Here is a 16749-nt window from a genome sequence, read left to right as displayed (position 1 = left end):
CGAGCATCACGGCCGCCAGCGCGACCGCCCGGAGGCGGTCGCCGCCCTGGTCAGCGGCGCTCACGGGGCCACCACCACGGTGCCGTTGGTGTACGCTTCAACGACGACATCGAGGGTCTCTCGGTCGATCCGCCCCGCAGCCCAGTCGGCGGTCGCCCCGTCGAGCGCGTCACGGTCGATCTTCCCCTCGTCGTTCGCGATGAGTTCGAGATACGCCTGCGTCTCGGGGTCGACCCCCGCGAGCGGCCCCTCGCCGACCGGGTCGAACAGCGGGAACGCTTCGTCGAATCGGTCGGTGACCGTGATCGCCGGGTCGTCATCGAGGTTGTCGGCGTCGTCGACGACCCGATCGCCGTTGATCCGGAGGTCGGAGCCCAGTCCGGCGGCGACGTCATCGAGCTTCGACCGGTTCTCCCCGGACGCCGCGGTCGATCCGAGGAGAACGACTGCGCCACCCTCGTCGCGGTACTCGGCGAGCGCGTCGAGCTCCGCGTCGGTGTACGCGCGTCCCGGGGAGGTGAGCAACACCGCGGTCGGCTCGTCCGCCGCGGGGAGCGTGTTCACCACGTCGTTGAACTGCCGGAGCCGCGACCCCACACCCTCGACGAACCGGAGGAAGAACTGGACGCGCTCCAGGGAGAGCGACCCCTCCACGTCGAACTGGGCATGGCCGCCTTCGAGGAGGAGGTCGCCGTCGTTGTTCGAGAGGTAGCTCGCCAAGTTGTACAGGAACGGGAAGTTACCGAACCCGCTCGTGTCGACGAATCCCTCGCTCTCCTCGTACGTCTCGTTGAACAGCAATCCGCCGACCATCGCGACGCGATTGTCCTCGTCGACGCCGACGAGCGGCGGGTCCTCGTACCCGTCGAACCCGCCGGTACCGTTCTCACCGTCCTCGAAGGCTTCCTGTTGGGCGTTCTCCCCGGCGTACACCGGGACCCTATCGGCCGTCAGCGGGCCGTCCGTGGTCGTGATCGAGGAGGTCCGGGGGACGAACAGCTCCTCGTACGGCTCGTTCCGGATCGGATCGAGCGCGTCGAAGTCCGCGGCGCTCCAGACGCCGCGCCCATCCGCGAGCGCCGCCTCTTCGACGGCGGCGAACTCGTCGTGCCGCGAGAAGCCGGACGAGTACACGCGCGAGTACCCCTCCTCGACCGTTTCGAGGTTGTAGTCGGCGTCGTACTCACCCGTGTACGCGTCGTCGGGCGCATCGGCGTTGTCGGCGTCGGCGTCGAAGTCGTCCGGGTCGTAGTACATGTAACTGAGCAGGCGACCGAAGTTGCCGCGCAGGGGTTCGACCTCGTCGAACTCCATCTTGACCCGTCGTCCCTCGACGTCCGTCTCGCCGGCCTCCGCGTCCGGTGCCATCAGATCGAGCGCGAACTCCGTCGCGTTCTCGCCCCACGTGTCGAGGTGGTCCAAGTCTTCGATGCCGAACCACTCCTCCGTCTCGTTCGTCGCCGGTGGCGTCTCCGCGGTGTCGAACCCGAGATGCCGGATCACGTCGCGATAGTCGTACTCCGAGTCGAACTCCACCTCGAAGGTGTCGCCGTCGAACACCCGGACGACGCGCCCGTAGTACGCCTCGTCGCGCTGGAAGTCGATCCCGATCGAGTCCTCGCGCGCGCCGAAGTAGTCGAACGACGTGTTGAAGTTCGACGTGGCGACATCGAAGTCGCCATCGGCGGTGTTCACTTGATCGGAGTTGAACCGAAACGCCAGGTCGACCGACTCGGCGATGGCGTTCAGGTTCTCCGTTTCGTCGAAGCCGAACGCGGTGTTCCCCTGCCCGCCGAAGTCCGACTCGTCGAAGAGGAACAGCGCGCCGCCGTCCGCGAGGAACTCGTCGAGTGCATCGAGTTCGGCCCCGGAGAACGCCTCCGTGGGCGACGGAACCACGAGCCCGTCGGCCTCGTCGAGTCCCGGCGCGTCCAGCCCCGCGAACACGTCGAATCCCTCGTTGAAGTTCGTCGTCGTCGGGAGGTACGGATCGCCGGCGTTGTTCTCGAAGTCCTCGACTTGATCCGCGTTGAACCGGAAGGGGAGGTCAAGCGTGTCGGCGATGGCGTTGAGATTCGCCGTCTCCTCGTTGGCGAACTCCGACTCGTCGAGCAGGAAGAGGCTCCCGCCATCAGCGACGAAGTCGACGAGCGCGTCGAGTTCCGCGTCCGTGTACGCGTCCGCAGGTGAGGGGACGAACAGCGCGTCGCCGGGGATCTCGCCGTCGCCCTCCTCGCCGCCGTCGGCAGTGAAGAAGCCGAAATCGTCGTTGACGTTGCTCGTCCGAGGCACGAACGACGCGAAGCCGCTGTTCTCCTCGTCGACGACTTGGTCCGTGTTGAACCGGAACGCCGCGTCGACGGCCTCGGCGATCCCGTTGAGCGTGTCCGTGGAGTCTCCGCCGAAGTCGGCAGTGTCGTGGAGGAACAGGACGCCGCCGTCGTCGACGAAATCGGCGAGCGCGTCGAGGTCGTCCTCGGGGAAGCCGCCGGCGATGTCGTCGTCCTCGCTCGCCACCATCAGCAGGTCGACGTCGTCGAGGGCGGCCTCGAAGGCGATGGGGTCGGCGACGGACTCGACGTCGAACCCGCGGCTCTCGGCCACGGCCTCGAGCTCGGAGAAGTCGTCGAGCGACAGCGACTGGCCGTGGCTCTCGTCGAACAGCACCGTACCGGTTCCATCGAGGCGGTCTTCCCAGGCGTTGACGAGGAACTCGCGGTTGTCGTCCTCGCCGCTCGCGTCCGGCGCGAGCTCGGTTCCGAGTCCGACCACGCCGTCGTCGACCGCGACGAGCGGGATGTCGGCGTCGACGTCCGCGTAGTCGACGAAGCCGGTTCCCAACTCGTCGACGTTCTCCGCGGTCGGCTCCGCCCACACGGCGATCAGGCTCTCGTCGGTGAGCGGGTCGCCGTTCTCGTCCAGCAGGCTCGCCGTCGAGAAGAACTCCAGCTCGTCGACGCCGCCGACACTGTCGCCCAGGAGGTCGTCCGTCGCCTCGAACGCGTACCCTTCGCTCTCGACGGCGTCCGCGAACGCGTCGAATTTCGAGGAGTCGTAGAACGTGTCGTGTGCGTCGTCCCACACCAGCGTGCCGCTCGACCCGACGGTGTCAGCGATCAGGTTGAGCGCGAACGCCTCGTTGGCGGCCGTGAGATCGCCGTCCTCGATGATCTCCGGCGTGCCGAGGCCGACCACGTCGCCGTCGCGGGAGACGAGCGGGATCTCCTCGTCGTCGGCGTAGATGTACGCACCGTCTTCTTCGTTATCGACGTTCTCCGCCGTGTCCTCCGCCCACACCACGACGTGTTCGGAGTTCGTCAGCGGGCCGCCGCTCGGGTTGACCTGACTCGCGGTCGAGGGGAACCGCAGCGACGTGGTCCCGAGCACGTCCGTCGTCGCCGTCAGGTCGTAGCCCGCGTTCGCCGCGTACTGGTCGAAGGAGTTGTAGTTCGAGAGCGCGAGGCCGCCGAACTGGTCGTGTCCCTCGTCCCAGAGCACGGTGCCGCTCCCGCCCATCTTCTCGTCGAAGACGTTGAGGAGGAACTCCTCGTTGTCGAGGTCGAACCCGCCCTGGTCGTCGCTGACGAGGTCGACCGACCCGAACCCGACAACGGGCCCGTCCTCGGAGACGAGGGGGATCGGGTTCTCCTCGTACACGACCGTCGTCGGGCCGTCGTCCGTCGTCTCGAAGTTCACCGAGTCCGGTGGTGCCCACACTACCACCTGCTCCGGGTCCGCGAGCTCGCTCTCGCCGTCGGCCGCGATCTGGCTCGCCGGGGAATAAAACGAGACCGCGTCGAGGTCGACGTCCGTGTTCGTCAGTGCCGATACCGGTGAGAACGACGAGCCGGACGCGACCGCCGCCGTACCGAGTGCGGCACCGGTCAGCCCCAAGAACCCGCGTCTCCCGATTCCGCCGCCGTCATCTGATGGGTGATAACCCATGACATTAGCTCCGGCGATTAGTTTAAAAACTTGCTATGTTCGGTTCGTAGAAATATGTACTTACGGTTCGGTACCGGTGACGGGGTCCCGACCGGCTCGAACCACGACCGTTTTTATTCGCCGCTGCCGACGGATGATCCGAGGGCACGTAGCTCAGCCTGGATAGAGCGTCGGACTTCTAATCCGATGGTCGTGGGTTCGAATCCCATCGTGCTCGTCGTCTCCGAGCAAAGCGAGGAGTGACGACACGGCGATTCGAACGTCGTGAGACGAGTAGAACGAGCCGCCTATCGAGTTCGAATCCCACGTGCCCGTGCCGAAACCGGCGGGTAAATCCGGAAATAACTATCGGTGAACGGGCGTCGATCTCACGTATGGTTGGAGATGAAGCGGTGGTTATCGTGTCGGGAGCCACCGGGTACGAAGCGACCGCGGGGAGCAATGCTATCCGCGCTACGTAAGATCGCCTCCCTGTCCCGAGAAGAGCGCCAGCTACTCGCCACGACGACGGTCTCGCTGGTCGCGAGCCGATCGCTTTTGACGATCGTCGGCTTGGACCCCACTCACCGAGCGCTCGACCTGCTCGTCCGAGCGCTTCCGCCTTACCGGAGGGTTCGGGACCCGAGACGAGTTCCGTGGGCGGTAAACACCGTCGACACCGCCCTCCCGATATACTTCTCCTGTCTGATGCGAGCGGTCGTCGGTGAGCGGCTGTTCGACGCGAACGGCTATCGAACCGAGATCCGTCTCGGCGTCGCGAAAGACGAGGCGTTCGAAGCCCATGCGTGGGTAATACACGAGGGCGAAGTCGTGATCGGTGAGGTCGACGATCACGCTCGGTTTCGGCTGCTGGACAGCTACTGCCCGAAGTGAGTGCTCGTTGAAGACCAATAAGAAGTCCATACTGAAACGTCCGTCCGCGCTACACCGACTCAATGGTCACATCAATGAAAGGGACGGTCCGCCGATCGGTTCGGTCGACGCTCCGTCGGTTGCGGTCGAACGAGACCGTCTCGAACGCTCTGTACGATCTCACGAACGAGGACCAGTTCAGCACTCTCTGTGCACACGAGCGCATGCTTGCGGACCCGGTTCGCGTCGATACCTACGCCGCGGGCATCGAGCGACACGTGGAGGCGGGCGACGTGGTCGTCGACTTAGGAACGGGCACCGGCATTCTGGCCTTCCTCGCCGCTCAGCAGGGAGCAACAGTCCACGCGATCGATCACGCGGAGATCATCGAGATCGCGAAGATCGCGGCCGAATACAACGGGATCGAACACGTCGAATTCCATCAAACGAACAGTCGAGAGTTCACCTGTTCGGAGGCGGTCGACGTGATCCTTCACGAACAGATGGGGGCTGCGCTCTTCGACGAGAACATGCTCGAAAACGTCCTCGATCTGAAGCGGCGCGTGCTCGCGGACGACGGGCGGGTCCTACCGGCGCGGTTCGAGCTCTTCGCGGAACCGGTCCGTGTGAACGACGACTCTCGGGTGCCGTATCTCTGGGAGGAACCGGTACACGACGTCAGCTTCGAGTTCCTCGACCTGCTCGGTGAGACGAACGAGTACCGCCAACCGAGTCACTCCTGGCGCTTCGTCGGACACGAGAAGTTCGAATCGTTCCTGTCGGAACCGGAGCCGGTGCTGTCCGTCGATCTCGACGATATGTCCGACGGCTCCTCCGTGCCGACGGAGTTCGAGGTCGCTCGGACGGTAACCGAGCCGGGCGAGATCGACGGGATCTGTCTGTTCTTTCGGACGGTGTTCGACGACGAGACGCAGTTCGATACGAGCCCCGACGAGGCGGGACCGACGAGTTGGGGTAACCCGCTCTTTCGGACGCCGATACGGACGTACGCGAACGGGGAGCGCATCTCGTACCGCGTCTCCATCGGCGACCTCAGCGACGTGGACACGTGGTCCGTATCACTCGCCGACTGAGTGCGAAGTGGCGTCGAAGCGGACGGGGGCTAACCCGCGCGGACCTCACGCGTGCTCGCCGCTGTCGTGCTGTATCGAGTGGAGGTACGCGTATTTCCCGTCGTTACGCAGTAGCTCGTGGTGGCTTCCGGACTCGGTGATCCGGCCTTTTTCGACCGTGTATATCCGATCTGCGGTGCGAACCGTCGAGAGACGGTGGGCGATGGCGATCACCGTTCGGTCGTCTCCGAGGCGCTCTATCGTCTCATGGATGCGTCGTTCGAGATCCGAATCGAGGTCGCTGGTCGCCTCGTCGAGGATCAACAGCTCGGCGTCGCTCAGCAGCGCTCGCGCGAGGGCGACTCGCTGTCGTTGGCCGCCGGAGAGCTTCACGCCGTCGTCGCCGAGGGGGGTATCGTACCCCGCCGCCAGTTCGTCGAGGAAGTGGGAGATCTGTGCGACCTCCGAGACGCGCCGGAGCTCACCCTTCGAGACATCTCGGCCAGTCGTGAGGTTGTACCGGAGCGTGTCGTTGAAGATGTGGGGGTTTTGACGTACCATCGCGACGTTCGAACGCCACTCGCGAAGATCGAACTCCTCTATCGACGTGCCGTTGGCTCGGATCTCCCCGCTGGTCGGGTCGTAGATACGGGCTAGAAGCGAGACGACCGTCGACTTTCCTGTGCCGGACTGGCCGACGATCCCGACGAACTCCCCGCGATCGATTCGGAGGGTGATATCGGAGAGCACCGGACCGTCTTCACCGTCGTAGGTGAACGACACGTCGTCGAACTCGACCTCGTCGATGGGATTCGGAACCGACCTCGTTCCGCCGTCCGGCTCCTGGCGTTCTTCCAATCGACCGATGAATCGGTGAGTCCGAACGAGGTGCGGCAGGTTTCCCTCGATGGCGTACACCATCGAGTTCAGCCCGCTGATCCGCGGGCCGAGACGGAACATGGCGAACAAAAAAACGCCGAGCGCCGAGATAGACAGCGCGAGGCGCGAGATCGCGACGTATATCAACCCGAAGAGAACGATCGCGACGCCGAGCTCGTAGATGCTCCGTATCGCGATCTGGTTTCGGTACAACGCAATACTGGAGTTCGTGTACCGATCGATGGTGGTCCGGAACTCCGAGAGCAGGTGATCGGTCATGCCGAACAGCTTGATGTCGCGGATCCCCTGTGTGCCGGCCTGAACGTTCTCCTGAACCCGCTCGTTCGCGGTCGCGACTCGGTCCCCGACGGTGTATCCCGGTTCGAGAACGTGTCGAATCAGGTAGGTCAAGCCGCCGAAAACCACGGTTGCCACGACGGTGAGAACGGGGGCGATAACGAGCGCGATCGACGCGTACATCAGACACAGCAACGTCTGGCGGACGAGCGAGAGGATCTGCTGGATGGCTCCACTGGCGTACTGGGTCTGTGTGATGATCGCGTTCAGAATGTCGTCTGACCCCTCGTCGTCGTAGTACGAGACCGTCGCACCCAGTGCGAGTTCGTAGGCGTGCGTTCGGAGATATCGTTCGTACTCGACGGTGAGAACCGACGACAGCCACTTCGCGAGAAACGACACGGAGTATCGGACGACCATGACTGACGCGAGCCCGACGATGAGGAACTCGAGCGTGAACGGCAGTCCGAGCGTTAAGTACGCCTGAAAGAACAGCTCCGTGACTCCATCAGCGTTCTGTACCGCGTCCCCCTCGGCCTGTGCGGCCGTGATGATCGGGTACAGGAACGTGAGTCCGATCCCTTCCAAGAGCGTCGAAACGAGGCTCAACACGAGGACCGATGCCATGAACAGCGGACGGTGCCGAGCGACCTGCTTGAGGGACTCCAGCTTTTCACCCGTCGAGATATCCGGCTCCGCCATACGGTACGACCCTCACGCATAGGTAGGTTAGTTATACGGAGGGTACGACCGCACGAATCGATCGAAGCGCTGGCGGTGACCGAGGTCGGCCGCGTCTCAGTCGGTAACTAACTATTTCCCGACCGGACCGTCGGAGACGTATGTCCGTCGATACGACGACGACCGTCGCTGCGAGCGACCATCCGACCACGACCACCGTCGACGGGGAGCTGGTGCTTCTCAACACCGAAACCGGCACCTATCAAGGGCTCACCGGCGTCGGCCCTCGCGTATGGGAACTACTGCAAGAGCCCACGACGGTTCAGTACCTCGCGGACACGATCGCGGAGGAGTACGACGTGGCGGACGCGTCCTGTGAGGAGGATATACTCGAATTCGTGCGAACGATGGTCGACGAGAAGCTCGTCGAGGTCGACCCGTGAGCTGGAGCGGACGATGAGCGACGACGGCGTATCGTTCCCCTAACGAGCGTAGCGCGCAGCCGAAATCCCCGATAAGCGACGGTGTACGTTGTAACACCGTTCAGAAACCGTGGTATAACAATAAGCGTTCTCTCGGAAGTGTCGGTCGGGTATTATACCCATGAAGGACTACGCGAAACCGACCGTCGAAACGTACGGGAGCGTCGAGAAGCTCTCCGAATCGGGGCACGATGGCGGCTACGGCGGCCGCGGCGGGCGCGGCGGTGATGGCCGCGGTCGCGGCGCAAACTAGCGCAACTGTCCCCGAGGAGGCTGCTGCGACGGGATCCCGAACCGCGTTCGGGACCCGTTCTGCACATCGCCAGTTACGGGTCCGGCGAGCAGTGTCGCTCTCCCTCCGAGAACACGGGTTAGCGAGTGCATAGATATACTCGATCGGCCGATAGGCTAGGACATGTGGGCCGCTGCCAGCGGATGCGGACGGACAACGCTCGTGAAATTGAACGGTCAGTGTGCGCTCCGCGGGTGGTCCGCGTGAAGGCTGATTCCGGACGGTCGTACTCCGCGTTCGGGTTGACGGTACGATCGGGTCTCGATCTCCCGGAGCTTCCGCGGTGGGAGGGATCGGTGGGTACGGAGGCGGACGTAACGATCGCTGTCGGAGCGGTCGACTGCCCCGAGCTCGCGACAGCCGACGACGGGATGGTCGAGCGCGCAGGGCGGGCCGAGTACTACCTGCGCTACGGGCTCGTCGACGTGGCGATTCGGGAGGGGAACGAGATAGTCATCGATCCAGCGGGGGACGTACCGCACGAGATTCTCAGACACGTCGTCCTCGGGCCGGCGTTCAACCACCTGCTTCACCAGCGCGGCCATTTCGTCCTGCACGCGAGCGTCGTCGAGATCGATGGCGTCGCCGTCGCCTTTCTGGGCGATTCCGGACAGGGGAAAACGACGACCGCGACGGCGTTCCTGTTGGAGGGCTATCGCGTCCTGAGCGACGACGCGGCGACGGTCGTGTCGGGTGAAACCGGCCCTGCGGTCCGCGCCGGATATCCCGCCATCAAGCTCGGTCCGGAGGTCGTCGATCGCTTCGACGTTCCGGTCGGGGAGCCGCAGCGTATCGGCGACGCGCGGGAGCGCCACTTCTACCCGCTCCCGCACGGACAGCCGTCCGCGCCAGTGCCGCTCGATCGGGTGTACGTTCTCGAGGACGCCGACCGCCTAGAAATCACGAGAACGAACCCCAACAGGGAGATCATGAACCTGATCGAGAACACCTACACGGCAGGACTGCTCCGGGACGATGCGACTGCGATTTCGAACTTCGACCGGTGTTCGGACCTCGCGTCGGCGGTGGCCGTCAAGCGCCTCCGCCGGCCGCGCGACCTCGACGAGTTACCGCGGCTCGTCGGTCGGGTGGTAGACGATCTCGCCGCACCATGCTGACCGGCGCGTCCACGGAGTTCGAACTCCTCGTCCGGTGCGTTCGCCCCGAGGAAGTGGAGGCGGACGATCGGTGCGAGACGCTGCTGGCTCGCGACCCCGACTGGGAACGCGTTCTCGAGTTAAGCCGCCGACACGGCGTTACGCCGCTTTTGAACCGCGGAGTTCGGGAACTCGAACGAGCCGACACCGTGGTCGACGTACCGGACCGCATTCGGGCGATGCTGACCGAGCGAACGAGGTCGACCGCGATGCGCGACGTGCGACTCGCGACGGAGCTTCACGAGCTCCTCGGTGCGCTCGAAGAAGGCGGCGTTCGTGCACTTCCGTTCAAGGGCCCGGTGCTCGAGGCGTTCGCCTACGGCGAGGTCGGCATGCGAGCGTACCGTGATCTCGACGTGCTCGTCCCCCGCGAGGACCTGACGGACGCCGTCGACGTGCTGGAAGCCCGTGGATACGAGTGGACGGACGCGCCGAGGCTCGACGATTCGCCGGTCCTCGGTGGGCCGCTCACGATACCGCTGGTGCCCGAATACGAGCTCCGACGCGACCGGACACACGTCGAAGTTCGCTGTGGGGTAGGAGACGCCGCACAGCCGTTCGATCCGGACGTGAAGACGCTCTGGGACCGACGGGAGGCTGTCACCGTCGCCGGCTCCGACGTACCCGCGCTCGCACCCGTGGACCGGCTTCGTATGCTCGCGTTTCACGGGACCAAACACAAGTGGCACCTGCTGAAGTGGACGTGCGACTTCGCTGCCGCCCTAGCGGCGACCGACCCGGACTGGCAGCGGGTCATCGAAGAGGCACGCCGACGCGACAGCGATCGGCGGCTTCTCATCGCTGTCGCGCTGGTCGACCGGCTCTTTGGGACGATCAGTCCGGAACCCCTCCGCGAGCGAGTCGCGAGCGATCCACGCGCCGACCGCCTCGCCGCGGCAGCCGTCGAGGAGCTGTGTTCAGAGACGGCCGGGCGTCCCGAGCGGAGCGATCTGCTCGCCTACACGACGCGTGCGACCGACTCGCTCGGGGACGCCGTCCGGACAGTTCTGTTTCACTCCCGACTACATCCGGGACTCACGGAGTACCGGGCGCTACCGCTCCCCGGACGGCTTCATCCGATGTACTATCTCCTCCTCCCGCTTCGTCACCTCGTCGAGCGGCACGGCGTCGGCACAGCGAGCTCGGACGTGAGCGCTCGTTTCCGGGACCGCTTGTGACGCGTGTCAGTCCGCCGCGCTCGGCGTCCCGAGGTACTTCTCGTTCAGCTCGTACTCGCCGTCGTCGTTCTCGATCAGATACTCGCCGTAGTACGGGACTCGGTTGGCGACGACCGTCTCGAACGCCTCGGCGATCTCCTCGCGACTCATCTCGCCCATCGAACGGAGATCGTCGTTGCGGTTGAGACACCCCTTCAGATACCCCTCGTGGGTGACGCGGACGCGCCCGCAGTTGGCACAGAACTCCTCGTTTTCGACGGGGTCGACGATCTCGACCATGCCACCGCCGTCGCCGGTGCTGTCCCCATCGCCGTCGCCGCCCACGAAGTACCGCTTGCGGTCGTGCATCTCGCGGTGTTCGACGCGATGGGCGATATCGGCGAGCCAGTCGTGGACGCGTCCGATGTCGACGTTCCACTCCGGCTTACCGGTGAGCTCCGGCATGTACTGGATGAGCTGGAGCTGGAGCCCCTCGTTGTCAGCGACGTGTTCGACCATCTCCTCGACGTACCCCGCGGTGTGAGTGAACACGACCATGTTGAGTTTCACGGGGTCGAGCCCGGCGTCGACCGCGGCCTTCACGCCCTCCAACACCTGGTCGTACGCACCGGATTTCGTGACCGCCGCGAAGTCGTCGGGGTCGAGCGCGTCCTGTGAGACGTTGACCCGGTCGAGCCCGGCGGCTTTCAGGTCCTCGGCACGACCGGGGAGGAACGTGCCGTTCGTCGTCATCGACACCTCCATCGACTCCGGGGTTCGCTCGATGATCTCCTCGAGGTCCTGTCTGAGCATCGGCTCCCCGCCGGTGAACTTCACCTTCTCGACGCCGTACCCCTCGACGACCTCCAAGAAGCGGACGACGTCGTCGGCGCTCATCTCGTCCTCGCTCGGCTCCATCGGGCCGCGCGTGTCCCCGAGCCCCTCGTTGTGACAGTAGACGCAGTCGAAATTACACCGGTCCGTGAGCGAGACCCGTACCCCTGTCACCTCCCGTCCGAAATCGTCCGCGAGCGGCTCGGTCATATCGAACGGAAGCGACTACGAACGCTTAAGCGCCCGGGTAAGGGACGGTTTCGTGTAACCAGTATCAATTACTCCTCGGCGACACACCGGGCGCGTCGTCGAGGCCGATCTCGATCAGATATCGACGCGGAGCCCGTCCTCCGCGACCCGTACCTCACCGTCGAACCCGGCCGTTCGGACGCTCTCTTCCATCTCGCGTTCGCGGCCACCGGTATGCGGATAGAGGTGTGAGAGGAGTAGCGTCTCGACGTCGACGCCCGCCAGTACCTCGCCGAGCGCGGTCGGCGTCGGGTGGTTCGAGACGTCGGTCCCGTCGGGGAACGCGCAGTCGTGGACGAGCACGTCGCTGCCGTCCGCGAACGCCGCGAGCCCGGCGAACGCCTCGGAGTCGCCGGAGAGCGTCAGCGGCCCGTCGGTGGGGTCGCGATCGCTTCCCGGGGGAGAGAACCGGTAGGCGTGACACGGCATCGAGTGACGGGTTTCGCGGGCCGCGACCTCGAACCCGCCGGCGGAGAAGGACCGCGCCGGCGACACCTCACGAACCGCGAGGTCGACGCGGCCGTCGAGATACTCGTAGACGTCGAGCAGCCCGTCGACCAGCGACTTCGTGCCGCTCGGGCCGATCACTTCGAGGTGTTCCTCGCCGGCGAGCCACCGCGCTTTCAACAGCGGCATGAGGTCCGCGACGTGGTCGAGGTGGTGATGCGTCAGGAGAACGGTCGAGACGCCCTCGTAGCCGGTCCCTGTCCCCGAGAGTCGTCCGAGGACGCCGCTGCCGCAGTCGACGAGCAGCGACCGATCGCCGTCATCGAGGAGATACCCCGCCTGGACGCGCTCGGGAACCGGCATCGCGCTCCCAGTGCCAAGAACCGTGAGTTCCATACGAACAGCTCCGTTCCCAGTGACAAGTAAACGCTGGACTGGGTCCGGCGTATCCGTATCCACATCACGGGACAGAGACCCGCTGGGTCGATGGCCGAACGCGGGGTAGCACGGCGAAAACCGATCTGATAATCGGGGACGAACGCTCATATATCGATCCCGGAGTTCGTGTTCCCATGAGCAAGTCTGTCGCGATCGACGACGAAACGCGGGCGACCGTCGACGGCGAGACGCTGTTGGCCGACATCGGGATCGACGAGGTGGAGATGGAGCGTCGCAAGCAGTACACACGGTTCACCGGGGCGGACGAGGAGCGGCTCGCGGCGATCGCTCCCGATCTCGAACCTGCGGCGGAGGGTATCGTCGAAGCGTTCTACGAACACATCCACACGGACGAGGAAGTGCGTGCGACCCTCGATCGGTCGTCGATGCCGATGGAAGGGCTGAAACAGGGTCAGCGTCGGTATCTCCAACGGCTTGTCGAGGGTGAGTACGGTCGCGACTACTTCGCGGATCGGGCGCGGGTTGGCCGGCTCCATGACCTCCTCGATCTCGAACCGGACGCGTACCTGGGCCAGTACGCGGTGTACTACGAGGGGGTGTTCGACGTGCTCGCCGACCGCGCAGTGGACACGACCGAGCCCCCGGATGAGGAGTCGGCCGGGAGCGTGGAGGAAGCGACGACCGGAGTCACGTCGGGCGACGCTAAGGCGGCGGGGACGTCTGAGGCGGCGGAGACGTCGGAGGCTGCTCGGGCGGTCGAGCAGTTCAAAACGGAGGCGCTGTCGGTACTTAAGGCGTTCCTCCTCGATCAGCAGCTCGCTATCGACACCTACGTTCACTCGTACGCGGAGGACGCGAGACGCGAGGCGGCGCGACAGCGACGGCTCTCGCGTGAGGTCGCTGAACGCGTCGGCGACCCCATCGACGACCTGCAAGAATCGACCGCGAACGTCGCGAGCGAGGCGGATCGGATCGACGAGCTCGCGGGAGAACAGTCCGAGCGGATGACGCAGGTCGCCCGCGAGGCGAACGAGATGACGGCGACGGTCGAGGAGGTGGCGGCGACCGCCGAGGAGGTCGCGACGACGAGCGACACCGCCGCCGCGCTCGCCGAACAGGGAGTCGACGCCGCGGACGACGCCGCCGATGCGATGGTATCGATCGACGAGGCTACGATGGCCGTCAGAGAGGAGATGGACCGACTACAGGAGCGTGTCGAGGAGATCCGCGGCGTCACTGATGTCATCTCCGGTGTCGCCGACCAGACGAACCTACTCGCGTTGAATGCGTCCATCGAGGCGGCACGTGCGGGTGAAGCCGGGGCCGGGTTCGCAGTCGTTGCCGACGAGGTGAAGACGCTCGCGGCGGACGCGAGCGAGCACGCCGCGGAGATCGAGTCGACGGTCGACCGGATGGCCGAACGCGGCGAGTCGACGCTTGCGGAGCTGGAGCGCACGACGGAGCGCGTCGGCGAGGGGACCGCGCAGGTGGACGACGCGCTCGACCGGCTGGAGGCGATCGAGGACGCGGTGACGGAAGCGTCAGAAGGGGTCACGGAGGTATCGAACGCGATGGACTCGCAGGCGGCGTCGGTCGAAGAAGTCGCGGCCATGGTCGACGAATCCGCGGAGTCGTCGGACGCGGTCGCCGATCGCGCTAGCGGGATCGCGGACGCGACCGACGCACAGCGGAAGCGGGTTGGGGAGATCGGCGACTCGGTCGACGATCTCGTGGAGTAGTCCGCCGGGGCGGCGGGCCGGGAGTCGAGCCGTCGCTACTTGATCAGGAACACCGGGACGGTGGCGTCGTCGGTGACGCGGTCGGAGACGCTGCCGAGCGCTTGGATCCGCTCGCGGGGGGATTTCCCCTCCGGACTCATCACGATCACGTCGATGTCGGCCCCCTCCGCGTAGGCGACGATCTCGGTGTCTGGAGTCCCCGTTCGGACGACCGTCTCGACGTCGAGGCCGGCTTCGCGGGCGCGCTCGGCGACCGCCGCGACCGCGTCTTCGCCCTCGCTCTCCAGATCCGCGATGACCTCGTCGTGGAGCTCGCTCGACCCCGCGGTCGCTACACGGCGGTCGACGACGTACAGCGCGTGAATCGTCGCGTCGTGGTCCGCCGCGAGGGGGATCGCGTGATCGAGCGCTCGCTCGACCGCCTCGCTACCGTCCGTCGGCACCAGAACGTGGTCGTACATACCCGACGATTCACGGGCCGGAACCATAACGGTGGGCGGTCCGGCGCGCTACTCTCCGCGCCAGGGGCCGCCGATCGCGTCACGGGCCATCGACTCGGCCTCCCCGTCGCGAAAGAGGCTGACTCGACCGGTTTCCTCGCTGAGCGTGACGGTCGCGACGACCTCCGGCCGGACCGACGTCTCGATCGCGCTCATGTGACGCGACCCCATCCACGGCTCGTACGCCACGTCGTCGACGAGGTCGGTCTCCTCACGCCGCGTCCCCAGGTCCCGGAATCGGACCATCTGCCCCTCGATCTCGCCGTCGACCGCGACGACGATCCCGCCGTCGGCCTGGAGGCTCACCCGCTCCGCGGCCTCGACGAACTCGTCCTCGTTGAAGACGGTGTGACAGCGACCCCGGGGCCACCGGTTGTCGCCCATCGGGTCCGCGTACGACCCGTACTCTCGGTCGGCGATGACCGCGAAGTACAGCCCTGGACCCTTCACGTGTGGCTCTCCCCACCCGTCGAAATCGACGCTGACGTGTTCGGCACAGAACAACAGTCGGTCGACGATCTCCGCGACCCGTTCGTGGTCGCCGTACTGGATCGCGAGACTACTCATTGCCCCCGCACCGCCGACCGCCACCCGTCGATATCCGTTTCATACCGTATCGACGGGCGGCGGGTATATAAGGGATGTCGGGTTCCCGCCGTCGCCTGGACCGGCCACTCGACTCGGCCGCTCGCCTCCGTTGTCCCGTTCCTACCGAACACCGATCCGCCGATGAACACGGATCCCGGACTATATATGTGGTCGTGGAGCGCGACGCGGACAGTATATAAGTGGTCGTGGAGCGCGACGCGGACAGTATATAAGTAAGCGAGGGGCGATCCGGGTCCGTACGGACGCCGACGAACGCCTACCGCCGCGGGTCCAACAGTCCGGAGTCGAACCGGTCAGTCCTCACCAGCCCGACACCGAACGCGAGCGCGAGCGCGGCGGGGACGTAGTTGCCGTAGAACACGTTGATCCCGCCCCAGAGGATCACGAAGCTCACCATGTCGTCGAGCATGAACTCGCAGTTCGCCAGCCGGTCACGGATCGAAGCCATCTCGAACGCGCGGTCGAGACAGATCACCGCTACCGTCGCCGACAACACCCACCCGGCGTAGTTCGAGAGCGGCACGCCGTAGAACGCCCCGCCACCGAAGTCCCAGAACCCCACGGCGACCGCGCCGGGGTCGAGGACGAGGTCCATGGCGACCACGGTCGGGACCACGGCGAGCAGCCGGACCCAGCCGTTCGACGCCCGCCCGCCCAACAGCAACAGGCACAACAGGTAGGCGTTCACGACGAGCGGGATGAAGAATACCGGGAGCGCGAGCGGCACGCCGCCGAGCATCGGGCCGAGGCTGATCGTGTACTCGAACGTCCCGTACGGCCACCCGGTCCGAACGCCGAGATGCTCGATCGCGTACGTGTACGCGACCAACACACCGATCCAGCCCACGGCCTTCCGGTCGAGCGTCGGGAGCACGCCGACGACGAGCGGCGACCGCATCACCAGCACGCCGAACAACACGAACCAGGGGTTAAACGCGAGCGGGTCCGGCACCCACCCTTCCGCGCTGCCGACGAGCGTGATCGCCCCGATAGCGGGGAACAACACCGCGATCGTGAACCGGTTCTCCCGGACGAGGCGGTCCAGAACCGCTTCGGCTTCCCCACGCGTCCCCGGGAGCCGGGAGCGGAGACCACCGGCGTCGTCGCCGGCCGTTCGCCGTGCCGTCGACTGCTCCTCGGTCGGGCGCTCGCCGGCC

General features: G+C 65.6%; 14 protein-coding genes and 1 tRNA gene. 8 read left to right on the top strand and 7 right to left on the bottom strand.

Annotation, left to right across the window (positions count from 1 at the left end; translation table 11 throughout):
* Nucleotides 1-60 precede the first annotated feature (60 nt).
* The gene (locus tag ACFQEU_RS04225; RefSeq protein WP_379779585.1) at nucleotides 61-3945 is read right to left on the bottom strand and encodes a nuclease; all 3885 of its coding nucleotides are present in this window, start codon (nucleotides 3943-3945) and stop codon (nucleotides 61-63) included.
* A 142-nt stretch (nucleotides 3946-4087) separates the two neighbouring features.
* On the opposite strand from ACFQEU_RS04225, the gene ACFQEU_RS04220 reads away from it, so the two are divergent.
* From ACFQEU_RS04220 to ACFQEU_RS04210, 3 genes are all read left to right on the top strand, one after another.
* Nucleotides 4088-4162: transfer RNA gene (locus tag ACFQEU_RS04220), tRNA-Arg, on the top strand.
* A 224-nt stretch (nucleotides 4163-4386) separates the two neighbouring features.
* Nucleotides 4387-4818: a lasso peptide biosynthesis B2 protein gene (locus ACFQEU_RS04215; RefSeq protein WP_379779583.1), complete on the top strand. Its 432-nt coding sequence runs from the start codon at nucleotides 4387-4389 to the stop codon at nucleotides 4816-4818.
* A 62-nt stretch (nucleotides 4819-4880) separates the two neighbouring features.
* Nucleotides 4881-5891 carry a methyltransferase domain-containing protein gene (locus tag ACFQEU_RS04210; RefSeq protein ID WP_379779581.1) on the top strand — a complete coding sequence of 337 codons (1011 nt, stop codon included), beginning with the start codon at nucleotides 4881-4883 and terminating at the stop codon, nucleotides 5889-5891.
* A 45-nt stretch (nucleotides 5892-5936) separates the two neighbouring features.
* Here ACFQEU_RS04210 and ACFQEU_RS04205 read toward each other — a convergent pair whose 3' ends face one another.
* The gene (locus ACFQEU_RS04205; RefSeq protein WP_379779579.1) at nucleotides 5937-7748 is read right to left on the bottom strand and encodes an ABC transporter ATP-binding protein; all 1812 of its coding nucleotides are present in this window, start codon (nucleotides 7746-7748) and stop codon (nucleotides 5937-5939) included.
* Between the two features lie 140 nt (nucleotides 7749-7888).
* On the opposite strand from ACFQEU_RS04205, the gene ACFQEU_RS04200 reads away from it, so the two are divergent.
* The 4 genes from ACFQEU_RS04200 (at nucleotide 7889) to ACFQEU_RS04185 (ending at nucleotide 10836) form a co-directional block, all read left to right on the top strand.
* Entirely contained in the window at nucleotides 7889-8170 is a 282-nt protein-coding gene (locus ACFQEU_RS04200) for a PqqD family peptide modification chaperone (RefSeq protein ID WP_379779577.1), read from the top strand.
* 160 nt (nucleotides 8171-8330) lie between these two features.
* On the top strand, nucleotides 8331-8462 hold the full coding sequence (locus ACFQEU_RS04195; protein ID WP_379779575.1) for a hypothetical protein: 132 nt from the start codon (nucleotides 8331-8333) through the stop codon (nucleotides 8460-8462).
* A gap of 242 nt (nucleotides 8463-8704) precedes the next feature.
* Nucleotides 8705-9619 carry a hypothetical protein gene (locus ACFQEU_RS04190; protein WP_379779573.1) on the top strand — a complete coding sequence of 305 codons (915 nt, stop codon included), beginning with the start codon at nucleotides 8705-8707 and terminating at the stop codon, nucleotides 9617-9619.
* Nucleotides 9613-10836: a nucleotidyltransferase domain-containing protein gene (locus ACFQEU_RS04185; protein ID WP_379779571.1), complete on the top strand. Its 1224-nt coding sequence runs from the start codon at nucleotides 9613-9615 to the stop codon at nucleotides 10834-10836. Before ACFQEU_RS04190 ends, ACFQEU_RS04185 begins: the two co-directional genes overlap by 7 nt.
* Nucleotides 10837-10842: 6 nt before the next feature.
* Here the strand turns inward: ACFQEU_RS04185 and moaA are convergent, their stop codons facing one another.
* A complete protein-coding gene (moaA, locus tag ACFQEU_RS04180; protein WP_379779569.1) occupies nucleotides 10843-11859 on the bottom strand; it encodes a GTP 3',8-cyclase MoaA in 1017 nt (338 codons plus the stop codon).
* A gap of 114 nt (nucleotides 11860-11973) precedes the next feature.
* Nucleotides 11974-12741 carry an MBL fold metallo-hydrolase gene (locus tag ACFQEU_RS04175; protein WP_379779567.1) on the bottom strand — a complete coding sequence of 256 codons (768 nt, stop codon included), beginning with the start codon at nucleotides 12739-12741 and terminating at the stop codon, nucleotides 11974-11976.
* Nucleotides 12742-12917: 176 nt separating this feature from the next.
* Between ACFQEU_RS04175 and ACFQEU_RS04170 the strand changes: the two genes are divergently transcribed.
* Complete coding sequence (locus tag ACFQEU_RS04170; protein ID WP_379779565.1) at nucleotides 12918-14483, top strand: methyl-accepting chemotaxis protein; 1566 nt, start codon at nucleotides 12918-12920, stop codon at nucleotides 14481-14483.
* Between the two features lie 35 nt (nucleotides 14484-14518).
* On the opposite strand, the gene ACFQEU_RS04165 is transcribed toward ACFQEU_RS04170, so the two are convergent.
* From ACFQEU_RS04165 to cruF, 3 genes are all read right to left on the bottom strand, one after another.
* On the bottom strand, nucleotides 14519-14944 hold the full coding sequence (locus ACFQEU_RS04165) for a universal stress protein (protein WP_379779563.1): 426 nt from the start codon (nucleotides 14942-14944) through the stop codon (nucleotides 14519-14521).
* 48 nt (nucleotides 14945-14992) lie between these two features.
* On the bottom strand, nucleotides 14993-15550 hold the full coding sequence (locus tag ACFQEU_RS04160; protein WP_379779561.1) for a hypothetical protein: 558 nt from the start codon (nucleotides 15548-15550) through the stop codon (nucleotides 14993-14995).
* A gap of 298 nt (nucleotides 15551-15848) precedes the next feature.
* On the bottom strand, nucleotides 15849-16637 hold the full coding sequence (gene cruF, locus ACFQEU_RS04155; protein ID WP_379779587.1) for a bisanhydrobacterioruberin hydratase: 789 nt from the start codon (nucleotides 16635-16637) through the stop codon (nucleotides 15849-15851).
* Nucleotides 16638-16749: the final 112 nt, after the last annotated feature.

Origin of the sequence: Halorubrum tibetense, assembly GCF_042661865.1 — an archaeon.
Lineage (GTDB): Archaea > Halobacteriota > Halobacteria > Halobacteriales > Haloferacaceae > Halorubrum > Halorubrum tibetense.
Note: the sequence above shows the minus strand (reverse complement) of the source record. Positions and strands in the feature narration are given on the sequence as shown.